This is a genomic window from Serratia sp. SA088, assembly GCF_049065515.1.
In the GTDB taxonomy this organism is placed as follows: Bacteria; Pseudomonadota; Gammaproteobacteria; order Enterobacterales; family Enterobacteriaceae; genus Serratia; species Serratia nematodiphila.
In genome coordinates, this window is record NZ_JBAKGW010000013.1 from 1 (window position 1) to 18026 (window position 18026).

An 18026-nucleotide genomic window follows, 5' to 3' on the forward strand; every position below is an offset into this window, starting at 1 on the left:
AGCGCCGATGGTAGTGTGGGGTCTCCCCATGCGAGAGTAGGACACTGCCAGGCATCAAATAAAACAACAAGCCTCATGCGAAAGCATGGGGCTTTTTGTTTTGTCTGTTATCTGGCGTTCTGCCCGAGCATGGGCATCCTGAGACGAATGGTGTAGGACAAATCCGCCGGGAGCGGATTTGAACGTTGCGAAGCAACGGCCCGAAGGGGGGCGGGCAGGACGCCCGCCATAAACTGCCAGGCATCAAACAAAGCCGAAAGCCCTGAACTGACGTCCAGGGCTTTTTGCTATGGGAAAAATGGAAAATCCCCGTTGTAACCCGCTTCAGCTTTCATCGTACTGTTTAATATTCATCACAAAACCAACGCATTGTTTCTCTGAATGTCAGATATTCTTCGTCCGCTATTAAGTTTGGCTGTTAACTTATAAGTAACAATAAAGTAACAACCAGGGCGGCAGGAAGCCGAATTTCATCATTGCTATGGCTCGGAGAAAATATCATGACAGAAACAACCTCGGCTCTTGGGGATGAGCACGGCGTCGAACAGGGGGCGCTGGATAACAAGAAACGCATTTTCGCTATCGTCGGAGCTTCATCAGGCAATCTGGTGGAGTGGTTTGATTTTTACGTTTATTCCTTCTGTTCCATTTACTTTGCCGCCTCGTTCTTTCCGGCGGGCAACAGCACCACGCAGCTGTTGCAAACCGCCGGGGTATTCGCCGCCGGCTTCTTTATGCGGCCGATCGGCGGCTGGCTGTTCGGCTATATTGCCGACAAGCATGGCAGAAAAAACTCCATGCTGCTTTCAGTCTGCATGATGTGCGCCGGATCGCTGGTGATCGCCTGCCTGCCGACGTATGAATCGATCGGCAGCTGGGCCCCGGCGCTGCTGCTGATCGCTCGATTGTTCCAGGGATTGTCGGTGGGCGGCGAGTATGGCACCAGCGCCACCTATATGAGCGAGGTGGCGATCAAGGGCCGACGAGGCTTTTACGCCTCGTTTCAGTACGTGACGCTGATCGGCGGGCAACTGCTGGCGCTGCTGGTCTTGGTGATCCTGCAGCAGATATTGCCCGCTGAAGAGCTGAAGGCCTGGGGATGGCGTATTCCGTTTGCCCTGGGGGCCGTGTTGGCGGTGGTGGCGCTGTACCTGCGCCGCTCGCTGAATGAAACCTCCGATGCGAAGACGCGTAACCACAAAGATGCCGGTTCGCTGACGGGGTTGTGGAAAAATCGCAAGGCGTTCCTGATGGTGCTGGGCTTTACCGCCGCCGGTTCACTGACCTTTTACACCTTCACCACCTACATGCAGAAATACCTGGTGAACACCGCCGGTATGGACGCCAAGCTGGCCAGCGCCATCATGACCGTTGCGCTATTCGTCTTTATGCTGCTGCAGCCTGCAGTCGGCGCGTTTTCGGACAAAATCGGCCGTCGCAGCTCGATGCTGATCTTCTCAGCCTTCGCCACGGTGTTGACGGTGCCGATCCTGTTTGCCTTGAAAGAAGTGACCAACCCCTTTATGGCGTTCGGTCTGATCGTGTTGGCGTTGTTCGTTGTCAGCTTTTACACCGCGATCAGCGGGCTGCTTAAAGCCGAGATGTTCCCGCCGGAGGTACGCGCGTTAGGGGTAGGCTTGTCTTATGCGGTGGCGAACGCCCTGTTCGGCGGTTCGGCAGAATATGTCGCGTTGTCGCTTAAATCATTCGGCGTGGAGAATGCCTTCTTCTGGTACGTTTCCGGCATGTGCCTGCTGGCGTTGCTGGTTTCGCTTCGGTTGCATCGCAAAGGCAAGGAGATACAGCTGTAATAAAAACCCCGGCCTTGGCCGGGGTCAGAATACCGCTTACAGGATGCGGCTAATCAGCCGATCGATGCGAATACGGCGCAGACGCCGAATCAGCTTACGCACCTTGATCGGATACTGCTGAATGCTTTGCAGTTCCTGATAATGGGCGACTACAGTGGTATGAGTACGGATGCATTCCAGCTCTTTCTGCCGTTGCTCGCGCATCTCTTGCTTGGGATCGTGGATCAAAATGGCGTTTTCCAGATCCAGCCGCCAGGCGCGCGGGTTGAGGTTATTGCCGGTAATCAGCTGCCACTCTTCGTCCACCCACATGCCTTTCAGGTGATAGCTGTTATCGCCATCCTTCCACAGCCGCACGATCAGCTGGCCGGTATCGACGTAACGCTGCAAGCGGCTCAGGAAGCGGCGCAGGTTGATCTCGTACAGGTAGGGCAGTGCGCCGATGATTTTGAACGGCTGATCTTCCGGAATATAGAAGTCGTTGGCGGTCTTATCGCCGACGATGATCTCCACCTGTTTACCCTGGCGCAGCAGATAAATGATGTTGCGCACCAGCAGCGCCGGCAGGTTGAAGTAGGGGGTACAGAGCGTCAGTTTCTGGTCGGCGCACGACATCAGGTGATGAATGGTTTTATTCAGCACGCTTTGCTTGCCAAGCCCAACCAGCGGCGTCACCGCCAGCTCATCGTTGCCGGCCTTGCCGCGGAAGTGGTAACCGGCGCGGCGCAGGGCGAAACGGAACAGGCGGGTCTCGTTTTTGATCTCCGGGCTTTTTGGCCGATCGCTGCGATCGAGGCGCTGTACGGCGCCGGCGGTGAGCAGATGCTGCTTGATGTAATCGATCAAAGTATCGGCCAGCACGCCGTTGGTGATCAGCTGATAGCGATCGTAACGATATTTCTCATGCTGATGCAGATAAACGTCGTTGATGCTGGCACCGCTGTAGATCGCGGTATCGTCGACCACAAAGCCTTTCAGGTGCAGTACGCCCAGCGCTTCGCGGGTATTGACCGGCACGCCGTAGATCGGCACCGACTGTTCCGGATGTTGGCTGGCCATGGCGCAGTACCAGTCGGCGTTGGTATTGGCGGCGGCGGCGCCGATGCGTCCACGCTGTGCGCGGTGCCAGTCGACCAGTACGCAGATTTCCAGCTCGGGCCGCCGCTGTTTGGCTTGATACAACGCATTGAGGATCTCGCGCCCGGCGTCGTCATGCTCCAGATACAGGGCCACCAGATAGATGCGTTGGGTGGCGTTGGCGATGGCGTCCAGCAGCGTGGTGCGAAAATCGGACGGCGCGTACAACGTACGAACATCAGCAACCGTCTGGGGGAGTTTGGGCAGTTGTGCAAGGTGTTGTTGATGTTTGCTACGTTTAAATTTTGACAACATCACAGTGCGTTTCTTCTCTCATGATTGATGGCCAGAACGCCACAGGCATAAAAACAATAAACCGAATAATCGGGCGATAATACCATTAGTTGCCCCGATTGTGCGTATGTTTTGGCGTTAAGTGGTGGATTCGTAGCGCATTGCGACGCAGGTCACTGCGCGTCGGCGGCCCGCAGCGGCAGCGTCAGATTGACGATGCCGTCCTCAAGCTGCACCTCGATGCCAAAGCCCAGCCGCTGAGCCAGCGCGATCATGCCGCGGTTATTCGGCATGGTGATGCCGCTCAGACGGGTCAGGCCATGCGCGCGCGCATAGGCGATCATTTTCTCCAGCAACTGACGCCCCAGGCCCAGGCCTTTCAGGTCGGAACGGACCAGCACGGCGAATTCGGCGTCGGTGTTGTCCGGATCGGACAGCGCGCGGGTCACGCCGATGATCTCGTCTGAGCGCACCGCCACAAAGGCCATTTCTCGATCGTAGTCGATCTGCGTCATGTTGGCCAAATCGTCATGGGTAAACTCATTGATTTCGCTGAAGTAGCGATAATAGAGATCTTCCTTGGTCACCCGGTCGATGAAATGCTTCAGCGCCGGTTCGTCTTCCGGCAGGATCGGGCGGAACAGGCACTGGCTGCCGTCTTTCAACGCGATGGTCTCTTCCAGCTCATGCGGATAAGGGCGGATCGCCAGCCGCGCCTGCGGATCGCCGCTGAACGGCGCGAGCTGCATCGACACGTCCAGCAAGGTGAATTCGCTGCCGGAGGCCAGCACCGGATGGATATCCAGCCGGGCGATCTCCGGGCAGTCGAGGATCAGGTTGGAGACCTGCACCAGCAAACGGCTTAGTCCAGGGATATCTAAAGGCCGCAGCGCGCTGCGGCCGCGGATCTTGCCACCTTTCACCGCCTGCAGCACCAGATAACGCGCCAGCGCCATATTCAGCGGCGGTAGCGCGACCGCCACCTGATTTTCCTGGCGCCATTCCACACCGCCCTCACCCAGCATGATCAGCGGGCCGAAAATCGCATCCTGCTCTACCGCGATGCGCAGCTCCTGGGCGCCGGCGCGGTTGGCCATGCTCTGCACCAGTAAGCCGTGGATGCGCGCCTGAGGGTAGGTGCGCTTCACGCGGTCGAGGATCGCCTCCGCCGCGCGCTGCACTTCGGTCGCGGTGCGCAGGTAGAGCATGACGCCCTGAACTTCCGACTTGTGCGGGATATCCGGCGAGCGCAGCTTCAGCGCCACCGGGTAGCCGATCTGCTCGGCGATATGTACCGCTTCGGCGCTGTCTTCGGCGATCCAGGTCGGCAGGGTGCTCAGGTCATAAGCCTGCAGAATGGATTGCACCTCGTGGGTATCCAACTGGGTGGCGCCTTCGGCCAGCGCCTGATGGATCAGGCGGTGAGCGTCGGCGGTATTGGCGGTCAGGCCGACCGGCAGCGCCGGCGTCTCTTTCAGCTGCTTTTGGTTGCGGCGGTATTCCACCATATGCATAAAAGCGGTCACAGCGCCTTCCGGCGTGCGGTAGGTGGGAATGGCGGCCTCGGTAAACAGCCGGCGCGCCTCTTGAGAAGAGTATTCGCCGCACCAGTTGGTCAGCAAGGTGATGCGTTTGCCGCGCGCATGGCGGTGCAGCGCGTCGATCAGCCGCTGCGCCGTGGCGGTGCCCGGCGCCGCCGCGCTCGGCGCATGGATCAGCAGCAGCGCGTCATAGTCGTGGCTGTCGAGCAGCGCTTCAAGAGCCGCCAGGTAGCGCTGCGGCGTGGCGTCGTCGCGCAGATCGAGCGGGTTGCCGGCGCGAATGAAATCCGGCAGCGCATCGCTCAGCTTCGCCAGGCTCTCCTCGCTCAGCGTCGCCAGCTTGCCGTTGCGCCCGAGCAGCTCGTCCAGCGCCATTGCCGCCGGCGCCGCCCCGTTGCTGACGATCATCAGCCGTTCGCCGCGCAGCGGATGCATATGGCTGAGGGTTTCCACCGCTGAGAACAGCTCATGGGTATCCTGCACGCGCAGCAGGCCGGCGCGCTGGATGGCGGCGTCGTAAGCGGCGTCCAGCCCTTGCTGGCTGTTGAGCAGTAATTGCGCCTGTTGGCTGCGGCCGCTTTTGATCACCAGAATGGGCTTATTGCGTGAGGCGCTGCGCGAGGCAGAGAGAAAGCGCCGTGCGTCGCTGATGTTTTCCAGATACAGCAGGATGGCGCTGGTCTTGCTGTCGCGCGCCAAAAAGTCGAGCAGGTCGTCGACGTCGATATCCAGGCTGTCGCCCAGCGCGATGAAGTAAGAGAAGCCGACTTCGCGCTGCTGCGCCCAGTCGAGAATGGTGTTGGCGACGGCGGCGGACTGCGAGATAAACGCCAGCTTCCCTTTTTGGATCGGCACCGGCGAGAAGCTGGCGTTGATGCCCTGCCACGGCGCCAGTAATCCCAGGCTGTTGGGGCCCAGCAGCCGCATGGCGTAGCGCTGCGCGCAGGCTTTCAGCTCAGCGAACTGTTCCGGTGGCGAAGAGAGCACGATGGCGGTTTTACAGCCGCGCTGCCCCAGCGCGTCGAGCAGCGCCAGATTACGCTTGGCGTGGGTGCAGATGATCGCCAGATCCGGCGTCAGCGGCAGGCTGGCGACGTCGGGATAGGCCATGACGCCGCATACCGCCTTGTAGCGCGGCGTAACTGGCAGGATGGGGCCGCCGAAACCGCCGGCCAGCAGGTTGCTCATCATCAGGTTGCCGGCGCGGCCCGGCTGCTGCGAAGCGCCCAGCACGGCGATCGATTTGGGACGTAGTAGCGCTTCTAACCCTCGCTGGCTCATGCACGGCTCCTTTTGGCAACGTTACGCCTGATTTTAGGCGCTTTATGGCTGCATTGCTGTGACCGGTGCCTCCGGCCGGGTCGGTTTTCCCGCCAGATACTGTTGACGGAAATAGCGAAAATGCTGATTCAACCCTTCGGCGGCCGGCAGATCGCCCGCCTGTTGCAGCAGGGCGGCGGCCACTTCCGCCGTGCAGTGTTGCTCGGCGCGGCTGGCTTCGCGCAACTGGTAGTCCGATGCAGCGTCGACGTTGAGGGAAAACACCGGGAATTGATTGAGATACGGGCTTTTACGGAACATTTTGCGCGCCTCCGCCCAGGTACCGTCCAGCATGATGAACAGCGGCGGTTTGCCGCCGACGGGCAGCGCGCTGAACACCGGCCGTTCGGCGTCGGCGTAGGACGCGGGGAACACCACATAAGGCTGCCGTGTCGGATCGTTGATGGCCGCCAGCAGGGCGGGATCGACCTCGGTGCGCGACCAGAGGAACGCCTGGGTGTCCGGCAGGATATCGGCGATCAGGCGGCCGGTGTTGCTGGGCTTGAGCGGCTCGGCGCCGAACATGATCAGGCAGAAACGGCTGCAGGCCTGCTGTGGGCGAATGGTGTCGCACAGGCAGTTTTTATGCGGCAGCAGGCAACCCTGACAACGCGCCACCCGGCAACCGCGCGCCAAAAAAGGGCGGGTGGCGCGGTCTAAACGGAATTGGCGCAGGCGAAGTACGGCGTTGTCGGTCATAACGATCCTGGGGAAAAACCGCTATTGTAACGCAGAAAAAAGCCCGCCGGGAGGGGCGGGCTCGATCGGGGCGCGTTCGCGCGCAATGGCGGGATACGGCCTATACTTGCCGAATCACACTAACTCGTTGAGCCAGTTGTCAAACGGCGCTTTCGGCATCGCGCCGTTGAGCATGTCGACCATCTTGCCCTGACGGAACACCATGATGGTCGGGATGCTGCGGATGCGGAAACGGGCGCTCAGCTCCGGCTCGGCTTCGGTGTTCACTTTCACGAAGCGCACTTTGCCGGCGCGCTCTTCGGCCACGTCTTCAAAGATCGGCGCAAAGCTGCGGCACGGGCCGCACCACGGCGCCCAGAAATCGACCACGACCGGCAGATCGTCCTGCAGCAACTGGTCCAGCGTGGCGGCGGTGGCGTTGATCACTTCACCGTCGAAGAGCTCATGGCCGCAGCGGCCGCATTTCGCATTGTCCGCCAGACGTTCTTCCGGCACGCGGTTGGTGGCATTGCAAGCTGCACAAACTGTATTCATGTTGACCTCGGGTACAGAGAAAGCATGGTCCCCGCAACGCGGTTGCGGAGATGTTTCTTTAATGCTGACAATTATCGGCAAAACCCGGCGCGTGAACAATGAGGTTTGTTCAATGGATGTGATAGTTGGGAGCTTTTAGCGCAAGTTGGTGGCTTCGTGCACCAACATCAGGTAATCTTCGCGCCCTGCGCGTTGGTGGAGAAGACAATGAACGATTCATTTAGTGGCAAGAACGGTAAAGTCAAAGTGATGTACGTCCGCAGTGACGACGACAACGGCGACGACCGTAACAAGAATAAACGTCCGGCCGGCAAAGGCCGTCCGGCTGACGGTGCGCGATCGGGCCGCACCGGTCAAGACAAGGCGCGCGGCGGCAACGATCGCCGCGGCGCCGACTCCCGCCGCAGTGAAAGCGATCGTCCTCGCCGTCCGGCGCGCTCTGAAGATCGCGGTGGCAATGAGTCGCCGTGGAGAACCGTCTCGCGCGCGCCGAATGAAGAGCCGGCGTTCGATCATGGCGGCATCAGCGGCAAAAGCTTTATCGATCCTGAGCAGCTGCGCCGCCAGCGCGCGGAAGAAACCCGCGTTTACGGTGAAAACGCCTGTCAGGCGCTGTTCGCCAGCCGTCCGGAAGCGATCGTGCGCGCCTGGTTCGTGCAGTCGGTCACCCCGCGCTTCCGCGAAGCGCTGCGCTGGATGGCGGCTAACCGCAAAGCTTACCACGTGGTGGATGAAGAAGAACTGGCCAAGGCTTCCGGCACCGAGCACCACGGCGGCGTCTGCTTCCTGATCAAAAAGCGTCAAGGCCTGGATGCGCAGACCTACCTGAAAACCGCACCGGCGACCGACTGCGTGCTGGCGCTGGAAGAAGTGGGCAACCCGCATAACCTGGGCGCCATCGTCCGTTCTTGCGCTCACTTCGGCGTCAACGGCGTGCTGCTGCAGGATCCGGCGCTGCTGGAATCCGGCGCGGCGGTGCGCACCGCAGAAGGCGGCGCGGAGCACATCAAGGCGATCAACGCCGATGATTTCCTGTCGGTGCTGGATACTTTCCGCAAGGCGGGTTACACCATCGTCACCACCTCCAGCCACAAAGGCACCGCGCTGGCGCAGGCCAAGCTGCCGGCCAAGATGGTGCTGGTGCTGGGGCAGGAACGCGACGGTCTGAGCGACAGCGCCTGGCAGCAGGGCGATATGAACGTCTCGATCGGCGGCACCGGCAAGGTGGAAAGCCTGAACGTTTCCGTGGCGACCGGCATTCTGCTGGCGGACTGGTGGCGTCAGAATCAGGCGTAATTTTCTACGTCGGATAAAAAAACGGGCGCCCCAGGGCGCCCGTTTCGTTTATTGAAGCTTAGTGAGCGCCGCCGCCCCCGCCGCCGCCGGAGCTGAATGGCGGTTTCGCCACCCACACCAGCACCAGCAACACCAGGAACACCCCGGCCGACAGCCAGAAGATCTCGTTGGCGGAGATGATCAGGCCCTGCGCGGTGATCTCGTTGGCGATATACGCCGACGCCTGCTGCTTGCTCATGCCGAGCTGCTCCAGTTGCCGGTACATCTCCTGCGACTGCGGGTTGTACGGGTTGACGAACTCCGTCAGTTGCGAATGGTGCTGCGATTCGCGCTGCGTCCACAGGGTGGTGGTGATCGAGGTACCGATCGAACCCGCCAGCGTTCGCGTGAAGTTCGACAGGCTCGATGCCGCCGCCATGCGTTCCGGCGGCAGGCCGGACAGCGTGATGGTGGTCAACGGCATGAAGAAGCAGGCGATGGCGAAGCCCTGAACGAACTGCGGCCAGGCGGATGCGCCGAAGTCCATGCCCGGTTCAAACGTATAGGCGCGCCAGTAGAAGCACACGGCATACATGATGAAGCTGAAGGTCACCAGCCGGCGCATGTCGAGCCGGTTGCCGAACTTGCCGATGATCGGCGACAGCAACACTGGGATCAGCCCGACCGGCGCCGACGCCAGCCCCGCCCAGGTGGCGGTATAGCCGTACACCTCTTGCAACAGCTGCGGCAACAGCACGATGGCGCCGAAGTACAGCATGTACGCCAGACTGATGCACAGGCAGCCGATGGTGAAGTTGCGCGACTTGAACAGCGACAGATCCACCACCGGATGGTCGTCCGTCAGCTCCCACACCACCAGGAACAGCAGCGCCACCACCGCCACCACGGTGAGCGTGATGATCTCGGTCGAGTTGAACCAGTCCAGCTCTTTGCCCTGATCGAGCATGATCTGCAGAGAACCGATGCCGACGATCAGCAATACCAGGCCGACGGTGTCGATCGGTTTGATCTCGGTTTTGGTTTCCCGCCCCTTCAACGTCGCCATCGCCGCCACGATCACGAAGACGCCGATCGGGATGTTGATGAAGAAGATCCAGCCCCAATGGTAGTTGTCGCTGATGTAGCCGCCGAGGATCGGCCCGAAGATTGGCGCGACGATAACGGTCATCGACCAAAGCGCCAGGGCCATCGCTCGCTTGGCGGGCGGGTAGTTGTTCAACAACAAACTCTGCGACAGCGGGATCAGCGGCCCGGCCACCACGCCCTGGATCACGCGGAAGAAGATCAGCATGCCAAGGCTGTTGGAGATGCCGCACAGCCAGGAGGCGATGGCGAACAGCGCGGTGGACCAAAGGAACAGCCGCACTTCGCCGAAACGCTTCGCCAGCCAGCCGGTGATCGGAATCGAGATGGCGTTCGCCACGCCGAACGAGGTGATCACCCAGGTGCCCTGCGAGTTGGAAGACCCGAGGTTACCGGAAATGGTGGGGATCGCCACGTTGGCGATGGTGGAGTCCAGCACCTGCATGAAGGTCGCCATGGCGAGCGCGACCGTCATCCAGGCAAGCTGGGCACCTTCAAGCGGTTTCTGTGGCAAGATGGCCTCCCGCGCGCTTAGCCGGCGTTCGCATGGATCACGTCGGCGATCAGCTGGTTAACCGGCGCCAGATTCAACGCCAGCGCGTCGCTCTGATACAGCGGTTTGTCGCGCACCACGTCGGCCAGCACGCGGCCGTCCAGATTGGCGGTGTCGACGGTCACCAGCGTCGAAAGACCGATGCGCAGCGGATGATCGGCCACCTGCTTGGCGTCGAGCTCAATACGCACCGGCAGGCGTTGCACCACCTTGATCCAGTTGCCGGTGGCGTTTTGCGCCGGCAGCAGCGAGAAGGCGCTGCCGGTGCCCATGTCGATACCGGCCACTTTGCCCTGATACACCACGTCGTCGCCGTAGACGTCGCTGACCACCGTCGCCGGCTGGCCGATGCGCATATTGGCGATCTGCGTTTCCTTGAAGTTGGCGTCAACCCAGATGTGATCGGCCGGCACTACCGCCATCAGCGGCGAACCGGCGGCGATCTGCGCGCCGACCTGCACGCTGCGGCGCGAGACATAGCCGGTAATCGGGCTGATCACCTTGGTACGCTGCAGCGCCAGCCAGGCGTCGCGCATCTGCGCGGCGGCTTGCTGGATCGCCGGCTGCTGTTCCAGCGGGGTGTTCAGCACCATCGCCTGGTTGGCGTTGTATTGCTGCACCGCCACTTCCAGCGCGGCTTTGGCGCTGTCGACCGCATCGCGAGCGTGTTGCAGCTCTTCGCGGCCGATGGCGTCAACGCTGCCCAGCACCACGCGGCGTTTCAGATCGTTCTCGGCCTTGCTCAGATCGGTCTTGCGCAGGGCGATGTTGGCCTGATACTGCTTGCTGTTGATGATCAGCTGGTGGGTCTGACGCACGCTGTTGGCCAGGCCGGTTTTGGCGCGTTCAAACGCCTGCTCGGCATCGGTCGGATCGAGCGTCAGCAGCACGTCGCCCTGCTTGACGTAGTCGGTGTTGTCGAAGTTGACGCTGTTCACGCTGCCGGACACCTGGGCCATGATCTGCACCTGGTTGCCGGAGACGTAGGCGTCGTCGGTTTCCTGGTGATGACGCAGCACCAGGAACCAATACACTAAATAAGCCACCCCTATAACAATGAAAATAACCGTCAGCAACAGCAGCCAAAATTTGCGCTGCTTCTTTTTGCCGCTCGGCTGCTGCGGGTTTTGGGTTTCCGCGCTTGCGCTCATGGTGTTCTCCAAGCCTTATATTATTATGCTTTCGAATCCGCTGCGGCCGGGGCCTGATAGCCACCGCCCAACGCGCGGATCAGTCCTATCTTCGCCTGCAGTAAATTGCTGCTGGCATTCAACTCCGCCTGTTGCTGCTGCAATAGCTGCGTCTGGCTGGTCAACAGATCGTCGCGCCCGATAATCCCTGCCTGGTAACGGGCGTTGGCGACCTGATACACCTGTTGCATCGACTGGGCCGCGGACGCCGCCTGCAGTTGCTGCTGCGCAGAACTCTGCTGGATGGTGATGGCGTCGGCGGTTTCCTGTACCGCATTCAGGATGGTTTGGTTGTAGGATTCCACCGCTTCGTCATACAGCGCGGATTCCTCGCCCAGCTTGCTGCGCAGCGCCCCGGCGTGGAAGATCGGCAGCGAGATCGCCGGCATCACGTTCCAGGCCTGGCTGGCCGCTTCAAACAGATTCGGGCTGGTGCCACTGGTATTGGTGGTCATCAGGCCGGCGAAGGCTGAAATGGTCAGGCTGGGGTAAAACTCTTTACGCGCGGCGCTGACGCGCTGGCTGTAAGACTCCACCAGCTGGCGTTGCGCGGCGATGTCCGGGCGTTTGCCCAGCAGATCCGCCGTCAGCTCGCCCTGCGGCGCCATCAGGTTGTCTGCGGGCAAAGGCACCTGACGCAGGTGCTGCATGGCGTTCGGGCCCTGGCCCGCCAGCGCGGCGAGCTGGTGTCTGAGCTGTTCGATTTGCGACTGCAGCTGCAGAATTTGCTGCTTGGCGACGTCGGACTGCGCCTGGGTTTGTTGCGGCACATCGACGCCGGTCAGGCCGGCCTGATAGCGCTGTTGGCGCAGCGCGGTCAGGCGCTCGTTGTTGTTCACTTCCTGCTGCAGCAGCTTCTCGAGCGCGAGATTGCTCTGCAGCTGGTAGTAGGCGGACGCCACCGAGCTGGTCAGCGTCAGCGCCGCCTGTTCCTGCTCGGCGCGCGCTGCGTTCACTTGCGCCTTGGCGGCGTTCACCTGGTTGCGGTATTTGCCCCACCAGTCGAACTCGTACGCCAGGTTCAACCCCAGCGAGTTGGAGCTTGAATAGATCGGCTTATGCGGATACCCCAGCCCCATATTGACGTTCTGCGGCACGCGCTGACGCTGGGTGCTGGCGTTCAGATCCAGGTTCGGCCCGTTGGCGGCGCTGGCTTCGCCTACCACGCTCTGCGCTTCGCGCACGCGGGCGGCGGCCTGACGCAGGGTCGGCGAACTTTGCAGCGTCTGCGTCATCAAGGCGTCCAGCTGCGGATCCTTGAGGGCGCGCCACCACTGCGGGCTGACGGCCAGCGAACTGACTTTCGGCTGAGCCAACTGCAGGCTCTGCGGATCCATCAGCGTGGATTGCGGGGCAATATTATCGGTAGAAGCACACCCGGCCAGCAGCAACACGGCGAACAGCGGGGTGAATCTCCAGTGAAATGGGGATCGCATAAGTAGGTACCTGAACAGAAATTGTGAATTAGGGTAACTGTTCTGTGATTTCCATTTGATCCAGACGTGCCAGCAATTTGCGCGTCAGCTGTTCCAGCTGTTTTTGCTCATCGTCGGTCAGCGTGGACCACAGGAAATGCAGACATTGGTGCTGCGGCGGCAGCAGTTGACTGAGAAATTCTTCCCCCTGCGGCGTCAGATGCAGATGCAGGCAGCGGCGATCGTTGTCGCTTTCCCGGCGTTCGATCCAGCCGCGCTTCTCCAGCTCGTCGGCGATGCGGGTTGCATTGGTGCGCGAGGAGCCCAGGGCAGAGCTTAGCTCAGAAGGTTGGATGCTGTGGCTTTCCTGCGCATCCAGGGTAATCAGCGCCATAAACAGTGTTTCGTTAATCCCCTGCGCTTTCAGCATCTTATTGCGGTTTTCCAGCAGCTTGCCTTGCATGTGCATGCACAGGCGGGTCAGCAGGATTTCCTGATAAGGGAAATCTTTCTGCCGCGTGGCGCGGAAATTCAGCATTTGTTCTATGGGGGCAAACGAGCTTTCCATAATTTAGGGCCTCATTAATTTCGTTCGAGATAGTAACGACGGTGACAAATAATGTAAATGTTCAGCCGTGCGGATAATTTAGCAATTCGTGTCATTTGTCAGTGTTTGTAAAGATGTGGCGCCTGAAAACGCCAGTGTGAAGCCAAACGATCGGGAGCGGCGTCAGCCTGCACCGAAAATCATTAACAGTTTTAATGTGACGCCAAAGGCCGTTGCGCCGAGCAGCGTCGACAGAATGATGCTTTTGCTGCGGTAGAAGCACAGTGCCAGCGCGGCGAACCCCACCAACGTCGGCAGCAGCTTGTCCGGTTCGCGCATCACCACCGGCGTGCTGGAGACCACCAACAGGGCGCAGATCGAGGCGATGCCGATGCTGTCGAGCAACAGGGCGGCTTTACCGCGTTTGAGGCCGGGCTGGGCGCGCGCCGGCGCCAGCCGCAGCGGCAGATAACGGAACAGGTAATTGGCGCAGCCCACCACCAGGCCGATCACCAGCACATCAATGTTCATGGCTGGCCTCCGCAGGGGCTGGCTGGAACAGGGCGGCAATGCAGCCGGCGCCGATGCCGGCCAAAATGGCGACCGGAATGGAGAACAGCACCACGCCGAGCAGCGCGCCGGCCAGCGCGGCGGCGATAGTCAGGCTCTGCGGGCGGCGGAAGGCGGCCAGCAGGAAACTGAGAAACAGCGCCGGCAGCATGAAGGCCAGTGAGGCCTCGATCACCGGGAACTGCTCCAGCGGGCCGTTGCCGAACAGCGCGCCGAGCGCGGTGCCGGCCACCCAGGAGAGCCAGGAACAGAGCGCGATGCCCAGCATCCAGTTTTCGCTCCAGCTGCGGTTATTGCGCATCAGCCTAGCGGTGGCGGCGGCGAAGACCTCATCGGTCAGGCCAAAGGCCCATATCGCCGTTTTGCCGGGCGACATGCGCGAGACGATGCGGTGACGCAGCGCCGGGCCGTACAGCAGGTGGCGCACGTCCATCGCCATCACCGTCAATGCGGAGACCCACAGCGACATCCCGGCGCTCAGCAGGGCGGTGATCACGAACTGGCTGGCGCCGGCGTAGATGATGCAGGAGAAGAAAATGCTTTCCAGCGGGGAAAAACCCAGTTTGACGGCGCTGAGGCCGAAGGCGAACGCCACCGGGACATACCCGATGACGATCGGCAAACTGTCGACGACGCCGTTGGCGAAGGTGGCGCTGACGGCGGGCGGATTGAGGCTGTCTGCAGCTTGGCTTTGCATGGTTGTGGATCGCAGGGTAGATAGGACTTCAATAGTTTATGCCCAGAACATTACCAGAGAGTAAGTAATGTTTATACCCTGCACCGCTAATAAATTTCTTTAGTGACTATTTGCACGATAATCAGATTGCCGCCGGCCCCTGCGGATCGTGGTGCTTGCCGAGCCACCAGGTCAGCAGGTTGAGCAGGCATAACACCCCGCCGGCGGCGGCCACGCCGTACCAACCGGCATGTTGATAGGCCGAGGCGGAGAGCAGCGAACCGAGCGCGCCGCCGATAAAGTAGCTGGTCATGTAGCCGGCGGTCAGGCGGTTGCGCGCGTCCGGCATGATGCGGTACATCACGCTCTGGTTGGTGACGTGTACCGCCTGCACCGCCAGATCGAGGATCAGGATGCCGGCGATCAGCGCCCACAGCGATTGTTTGGCGAACGCGATAGGGATCCAGGACAGCAGCAGCAACACCAGGCCGACGGTGGTGGTCAGCCCGGCCTTGCCTTTGTCCGCCAGATGCCCGGCGCGCGAAGCGGCCAGCGCGCCGGCGGCGCCCACCAGGCCGAACAGCCCAATCACCCCCTCGGAATAGTTGAACGGCGGCGCGGCGAGCAGAAAGGCCATTGAGGTCCAGAGCACGCTGAAGTTGGCGAACGACAGGGCGCCGAGGATGGCGCGGGTGCGCAGCAGCGGCGTGCGGCAGAACAGGCTGAAGATCGAGGCCAGCAGCTGCGGGTAGTTCAGCCCGGAGTGTTGCTTATAGCGCGGCAGCGCGCGCCACAGGATCAGCGCCATCAGGATCATCAGCACGCTGGCGGCCCAGTAGATGGTGCGCCAGCCGCCGAACGACGCCAGTGCGCCCGCGACGGTGCGTGCCAGCAGGATGCCGAGCAGCAGGCCGCTCATGATGATGCCGACGGTCTTGCCGCGCTTTTCCGGGTGGGCCAGCGTGGCGGCCAGCGGCACCAGGATCTGCGCCACTACCGAGAACAGCCCGGTGAGCGCGGTGCCGAGGATCATCATCGGTAGCGTAGCGGAGGTGGCGGTGATCAGCATGCCCCCGGCGGCCAGCAGCGTCATGAAAACGATCAGCCCGCGGCGCTCGAACATATCGCCGAGCGGCACCAGCAGCAGCAGGCCGGTGGCGTAACCGAGCTGCGCGGCGGTGACGATAAAGCCGGCCTGGTTGACCGACAGGTTGAAACTGGTGGCTATGGTTTCCAGCAGCGGTTGCGCGTAATAGTTGCTGGCGACCGCCAGGCCGGTGGCGATGGCGATCAGCACGGTCAGCGCCGGGCTGAGGCCCGGATGGGCGTTTTTTGGGGTCATGATTTTTTCATCACGGGAAGAAGATAGCGCGCAGTATCCGGCAACGCGTCTGCGGAAACCAATGTATAATTTTCATTTGATTTATCTCATTTCAAGATAGATGCCATGAACCTGAAACAGATCCGCTATGCGCTGGCGGTGGCGGAAGAACAGAGTTTCACTCGGGCGGCGCAGCGCTGCCATACGGTGCAGTCGGCGCTCAGCCACCAGATCGCCAAACTGGAAGAAGAGCTGGGCTGTACGCTGTTTGAACGCACCTCGCGCCGGGTGCGGTTGACCCCCGCCGGCCAGGCTTTCATTCCGTCGGCGCAGCGGCTGTTGGCGGCGCAGCAGGCGCTGGTGGAAGAGGTGACCGCCGCCGGCGATGCGGTGTCCGGCACCCTGACCATCGGCACGATTTCAACCATAAACGCGATTGATCTGACCGAAAAGCTCGACAAGTATCATCGCCACTATCCGGCGGTGAACATCCGCCTTTACGTTGGCATGAGCGAAGCCCTGTTGGAGGACGTGCGTCAGCAGAAGTGCGATATGGCGTTTGTCGGCATCTGGCCCGGCGATGTCGATTTACTGCCGATGTCGCACCGGCAGTTGACCGATGAGCCGCTGGTGGCGTTGGTGGCGCCGCAGCACCCGCTGGCCAACCGCGAGCGGGTCAACCTGCAAGCGCTGGCGGAAGTGCCGCTGGTAGATTTCTACAGCGGCACCGGCGCGCGGCGCCAAACCGATCGCGCCTTCCTGGCGGCGGGCATCCGCCGGCACGTCAGTTTTGAGATCGATCATATCGAATGGCTGGAGAATCTGGTGCGGCGCGGGTTGGCGGCGGGTATCGTACCTGTCTCGACCGCGCAACGCTTAAGCGCGTTGGTGTCGATTCCGATTGAAGACGGGCCGCGGCGCCAGGTGTATTGCATTTGGCCGCAGCCCTTGTCGAACGCCGCCGCACGTTTTTTACAGTTCAGCGGCATCGATATGGCGGGGTAGGGGCGCGGCAAAGGCGGCGCCCCTGAACGGTTACGGCTTCGCCGCTGCGGCGGCGGTTTTCACCCAGCCGTCGAAGGTGGCCTGATGCGCCTTGATCCAGCCGTTAACGTGGTTCTGGATATCGGCTTCCGAAGCCTGGCCTTCATGCATGCGCAGGTTTTGCGCGTTGATGTCGGCGATCGGCAGCTTCATGATGGCGAACAGCTTGGCGGCCGCCGGATTGGCTGCGGCCCACTGCTTGTTGGCGGCGATGCGCATGGTGTTGACCGGGAAGCCGTAGTTGGCGCCGTTAGGCAGTTTGGTGTCGACGTTTTTCTGCTCGCCCGGCAGGGAGGAAAACGGCACCTGCAGCCAGACCACGTCGCGGCCCGGCACCATCACATCGCTGACCCAGTACGGCGTCCAGGTGTAATACAGCACCGGTTTGCCCTCTTTGTAGCGGGTGATGGTGTCGGCGATCATCGCCGCGTAGTTGCCCTGATTGTGCTCGACGGTGTTGCTCAGGCCATAGGCCTTGATGTGGTGGTTGATCACCGCTTCGCAGCCCCAGCCCGGGGTGCAGCCGGTCAGATCGGCCTTGCCGTCGCCGTTGGTGTCGAACAGCTTGGCGATCTTGGGATCCTTGAGCTGCTCGACGTTGGTGATGTGGTATTGCTCGGCGGTTTTCTTGTCGATCAGGTAGCCCTGCGCGGCGCCGTTGACGTAGACGCCTTCGCGGTAGAACTTGGCGTCGCCGCCGGCGGCCTTGTACTGATCGGCGTGCAGCGGATCCCAGTTGACCGCGATAAAGGTCGCGTCACCGGAGGCGATCGAAGTGTAGGCGACGTTGTAATCCACTTCACGCGGTTCTTTCACGTCGTAACCCAATTTTTCCAGCGCCTTGCTGACCAGCAGCGTCTGGAAAGTCTCTTCGGAAATGGTGCTTTGCACCGGCTGTACCGCGATCCCCTTGCCGGGTAAATCTGCCGCGCTCACGCTCTGTGAGCCAATCAGCGTCGTCAGGGCGAGAGCCCAGATGCCCGTGGTGCGCATAGTGTTTCCCCTCTTTCGATGTGGTGGTGTCATAGCCCGCCGGGGCCGCAGCCGCCGGCGGG

General features: G+C 61.3%; 15 protein-coding genes. 3 read left to right on the forward strand and 12 right to left on the reverse strand.

Features of this window, described 5'->3' with window-relative positions; all coding sequences use genetic code 11:
* The first annotated feature begins 500 nt into the window (after nucleotides 1-500).
* Entirely contained in the window at nucleotides 501-1811 is a 1311-nt protein-coding gene (locus ACOWVD_RS23490; RefSeq protein WP_033632262.1) for an MFS family transporter, read from the forward strand.
* 36 nt (nucleotides 1812-1847) lie between these two features.
* Here ACOWVD_RS23490 and pssA read toward each other — a convergent pair whose 3' ends face one another.
* The 4 genes from pssA to trxC form a co-directional block, all read right to left on the reverse strand.
* Nucleotides 1848-3203: a CDP-diacylglycerol--serine O-phosphatidyltransferase gene (gene pssA, locus ACOWVD_RS23495; protein WP_049242330.1), complete on the reverse strand. Its 1356-nt coding sequence runs from the start codon at nucleotides 3201-3203 to the stop codon at nucleotides 1848-1850.
* A gap of 152 nt (nucleotides 3204-3355) precedes the next feature.
* Entirely contained in the window at nucleotides 3356-6004 is a 2649-nt protein-coding gene (locus ACOWVD_RS23500; protein WP_164095205.1) for a bifunctional acetate--CoA ligase family protein/GNAT family N-acetyltransferase, read from the reverse strand.
* 42 nt (nucleotides 6005-6046) lie between these two features.
* Nucleotides 6047-6742, reverse strand: coding sequence for a tRNA-uridine aminocarboxypropyltransferase (locus tag ACOWVD_RS23505; protein WP_049242324.1), 696 nt, complete (start codon nucleotides 6740-6742; stop codon nucleotides 6047-6049).
* A 114-nt stretch (nucleotides 6743-6856) separates the two neighbouring features.
* On the reverse strand, nucleotides 6857-7276 hold the full coding sequence (gene trxC / locus ACOWVD_RS23510) for a thioredoxin TrxC (RefSeq protein WP_004928868.1): 420 nt from the start codon (nucleotides 7274-7276) through the stop codon (nucleotides 6857-6859).
* Nucleotides 7277-7483: 207 nt separating this feature from the next.
* Between trxC and ACOWVD_RS23515 the strand changes: the two genes are divergently transcribed.
* The gene (locus ACOWVD_RS23515; protein WP_004928870.1) at nucleotides 7484-8572 is read left to right on the forward strand and encodes a tRNA/rRNA methyltransferase; all 1089 of its coding nucleotides are present in this window, start codon (nucleotides 7484-7486) and stop codon (nucleotides 8570-8572) included.
* Between the two features lie 58 nt (nucleotides 8573-8630).
* Here ACOWVD_RS23515 and emrB read toward each other — a convergent pair whose 3' ends face one another.
* The 7 genes from emrB to ACOWVD_RS23550 form a co-directional block, all read right to left on the reverse strand.
* Nucleotides 8631-10172, reverse strand: coding sequence for a multidrug efflux MFS transporter permease subunit EmrB (gene emrB, locus ACOWVD_RS23520; RefSeq protein ID WP_161800767.1), 1542 nt, complete (start codon nucleotides 10170-10172; stop codon nucleotides 8631-8633).
* Nucleotides 10173-10186: 14 nt separating this feature from the next.
* Nucleotides 10187-11359: a multidrug efflux MFS transporter periplasmic adaptor subunit EmrA gene (gene emrA / locus ACOWVD_RS23525; RefSeq protein WP_015378875.1), complete on the reverse strand. Its 1173-nt coding sequence runs from the start codon at nucleotides 11357-11359 to the stop codon at nucleotides 10187-10189.
* Nucleotides 11360-11382: 23 nt separating this feature from the next.
* Entirely contained in the window at nucleotides 11383-12834 is a 1452-nt protein-coding gene (locus ACOWVD_RS23530; RefSeq protein ID WP_004928878.1) for an efflux transporter outer membrane subunit, read from the reverse strand.
* Nucleotides 12835-12862: 28 nt separating this feature from the next.
* The gene (gene mprA / locus ACOWVD_RS23535; protein WP_004928879.1) at nucleotides 12863-13381 is read right to left on the reverse strand and encodes a transcriptional repressor MprA; all 519 of its coding nucleotides are present in this window, start codon (nucleotides 13379-13381) and stop codon (nucleotides 12863-12865) included.
* A gap of 162 nt (nucleotides 13382-13543) precedes the next feature.
* A complete protein-coding gene (gene ygaH, locus ACOWVD_RS23540; protein WP_154871585.1) occupies nucleotides 13544-13891 on the reverse strand; it encodes an L-valine transporter subunit YgaH in 348 nt (115 codons plus the stop codon).
* The gene (locus ACOWVD_RS23545) at nucleotides 13881-14627 is read right to left on the reverse strand and encodes an AzlC family ABC transporter permease (protein WP_004928884.1); all 747 of its coding nucleotides are present in this window, start codon (nucleotides 14625-14627) and stop codon (nucleotides 13881-13883) included. The genes ygaH and ACOWVD_RS23545 overlap by 11 nt, the downstream gene beginning before the upstream one ends.
* A 121-nt stretch (nucleotides 14628-14748) precedes the next feature.
* Nucleotides 14749-15948: an MFS transporter gene (locus tag ACOWVD_RS23550; RefSeq protein WP_021504985.1), complete on the reverse strand. Its 1200-nt coding sequence runs from the start codon at nucleotides 15946-15948 to the stop codon at nucleotides 14749-14751.
* Between the two features lie 105 nt (nucleotides 15949-16053).
* Between ACOWVD_RS23550 and ACOWVD_RS23555 the strand changes: the two genes are divergently transcribed.
* On the forward strand, nucleotides 16054-16932 hold the full coding sequence (locus tag ACOWVD_RS23555; RefSeq protein WP_197799352.1) for a LysR substrate-binding domain-containing protein: 879 nt from the start codon (nucleotides 16054-16056) through the stop codon (nucleotides 16930-16932).
* 30 nt (nucleotides 16933-16962) lie between these two features.
* Here the strand turns inward: ACOWVD_RS23555 and proX are convergent, their stop codons facing one another.
* A complete protein-coding gene (gene proX / locus ACOWVD_RS23560) occupies nucleotides 16963-17964 on the reverse strand; it encodes a glycine betaine/L-proline ABC transporter substrate-binding protein ProX (RefSeq protein ID WP_004928894.1) in 1002 nt (333 codons plus the stop codon).
* Nucleotides 17965-18026 lie beyond the last annotated feature (62 nt).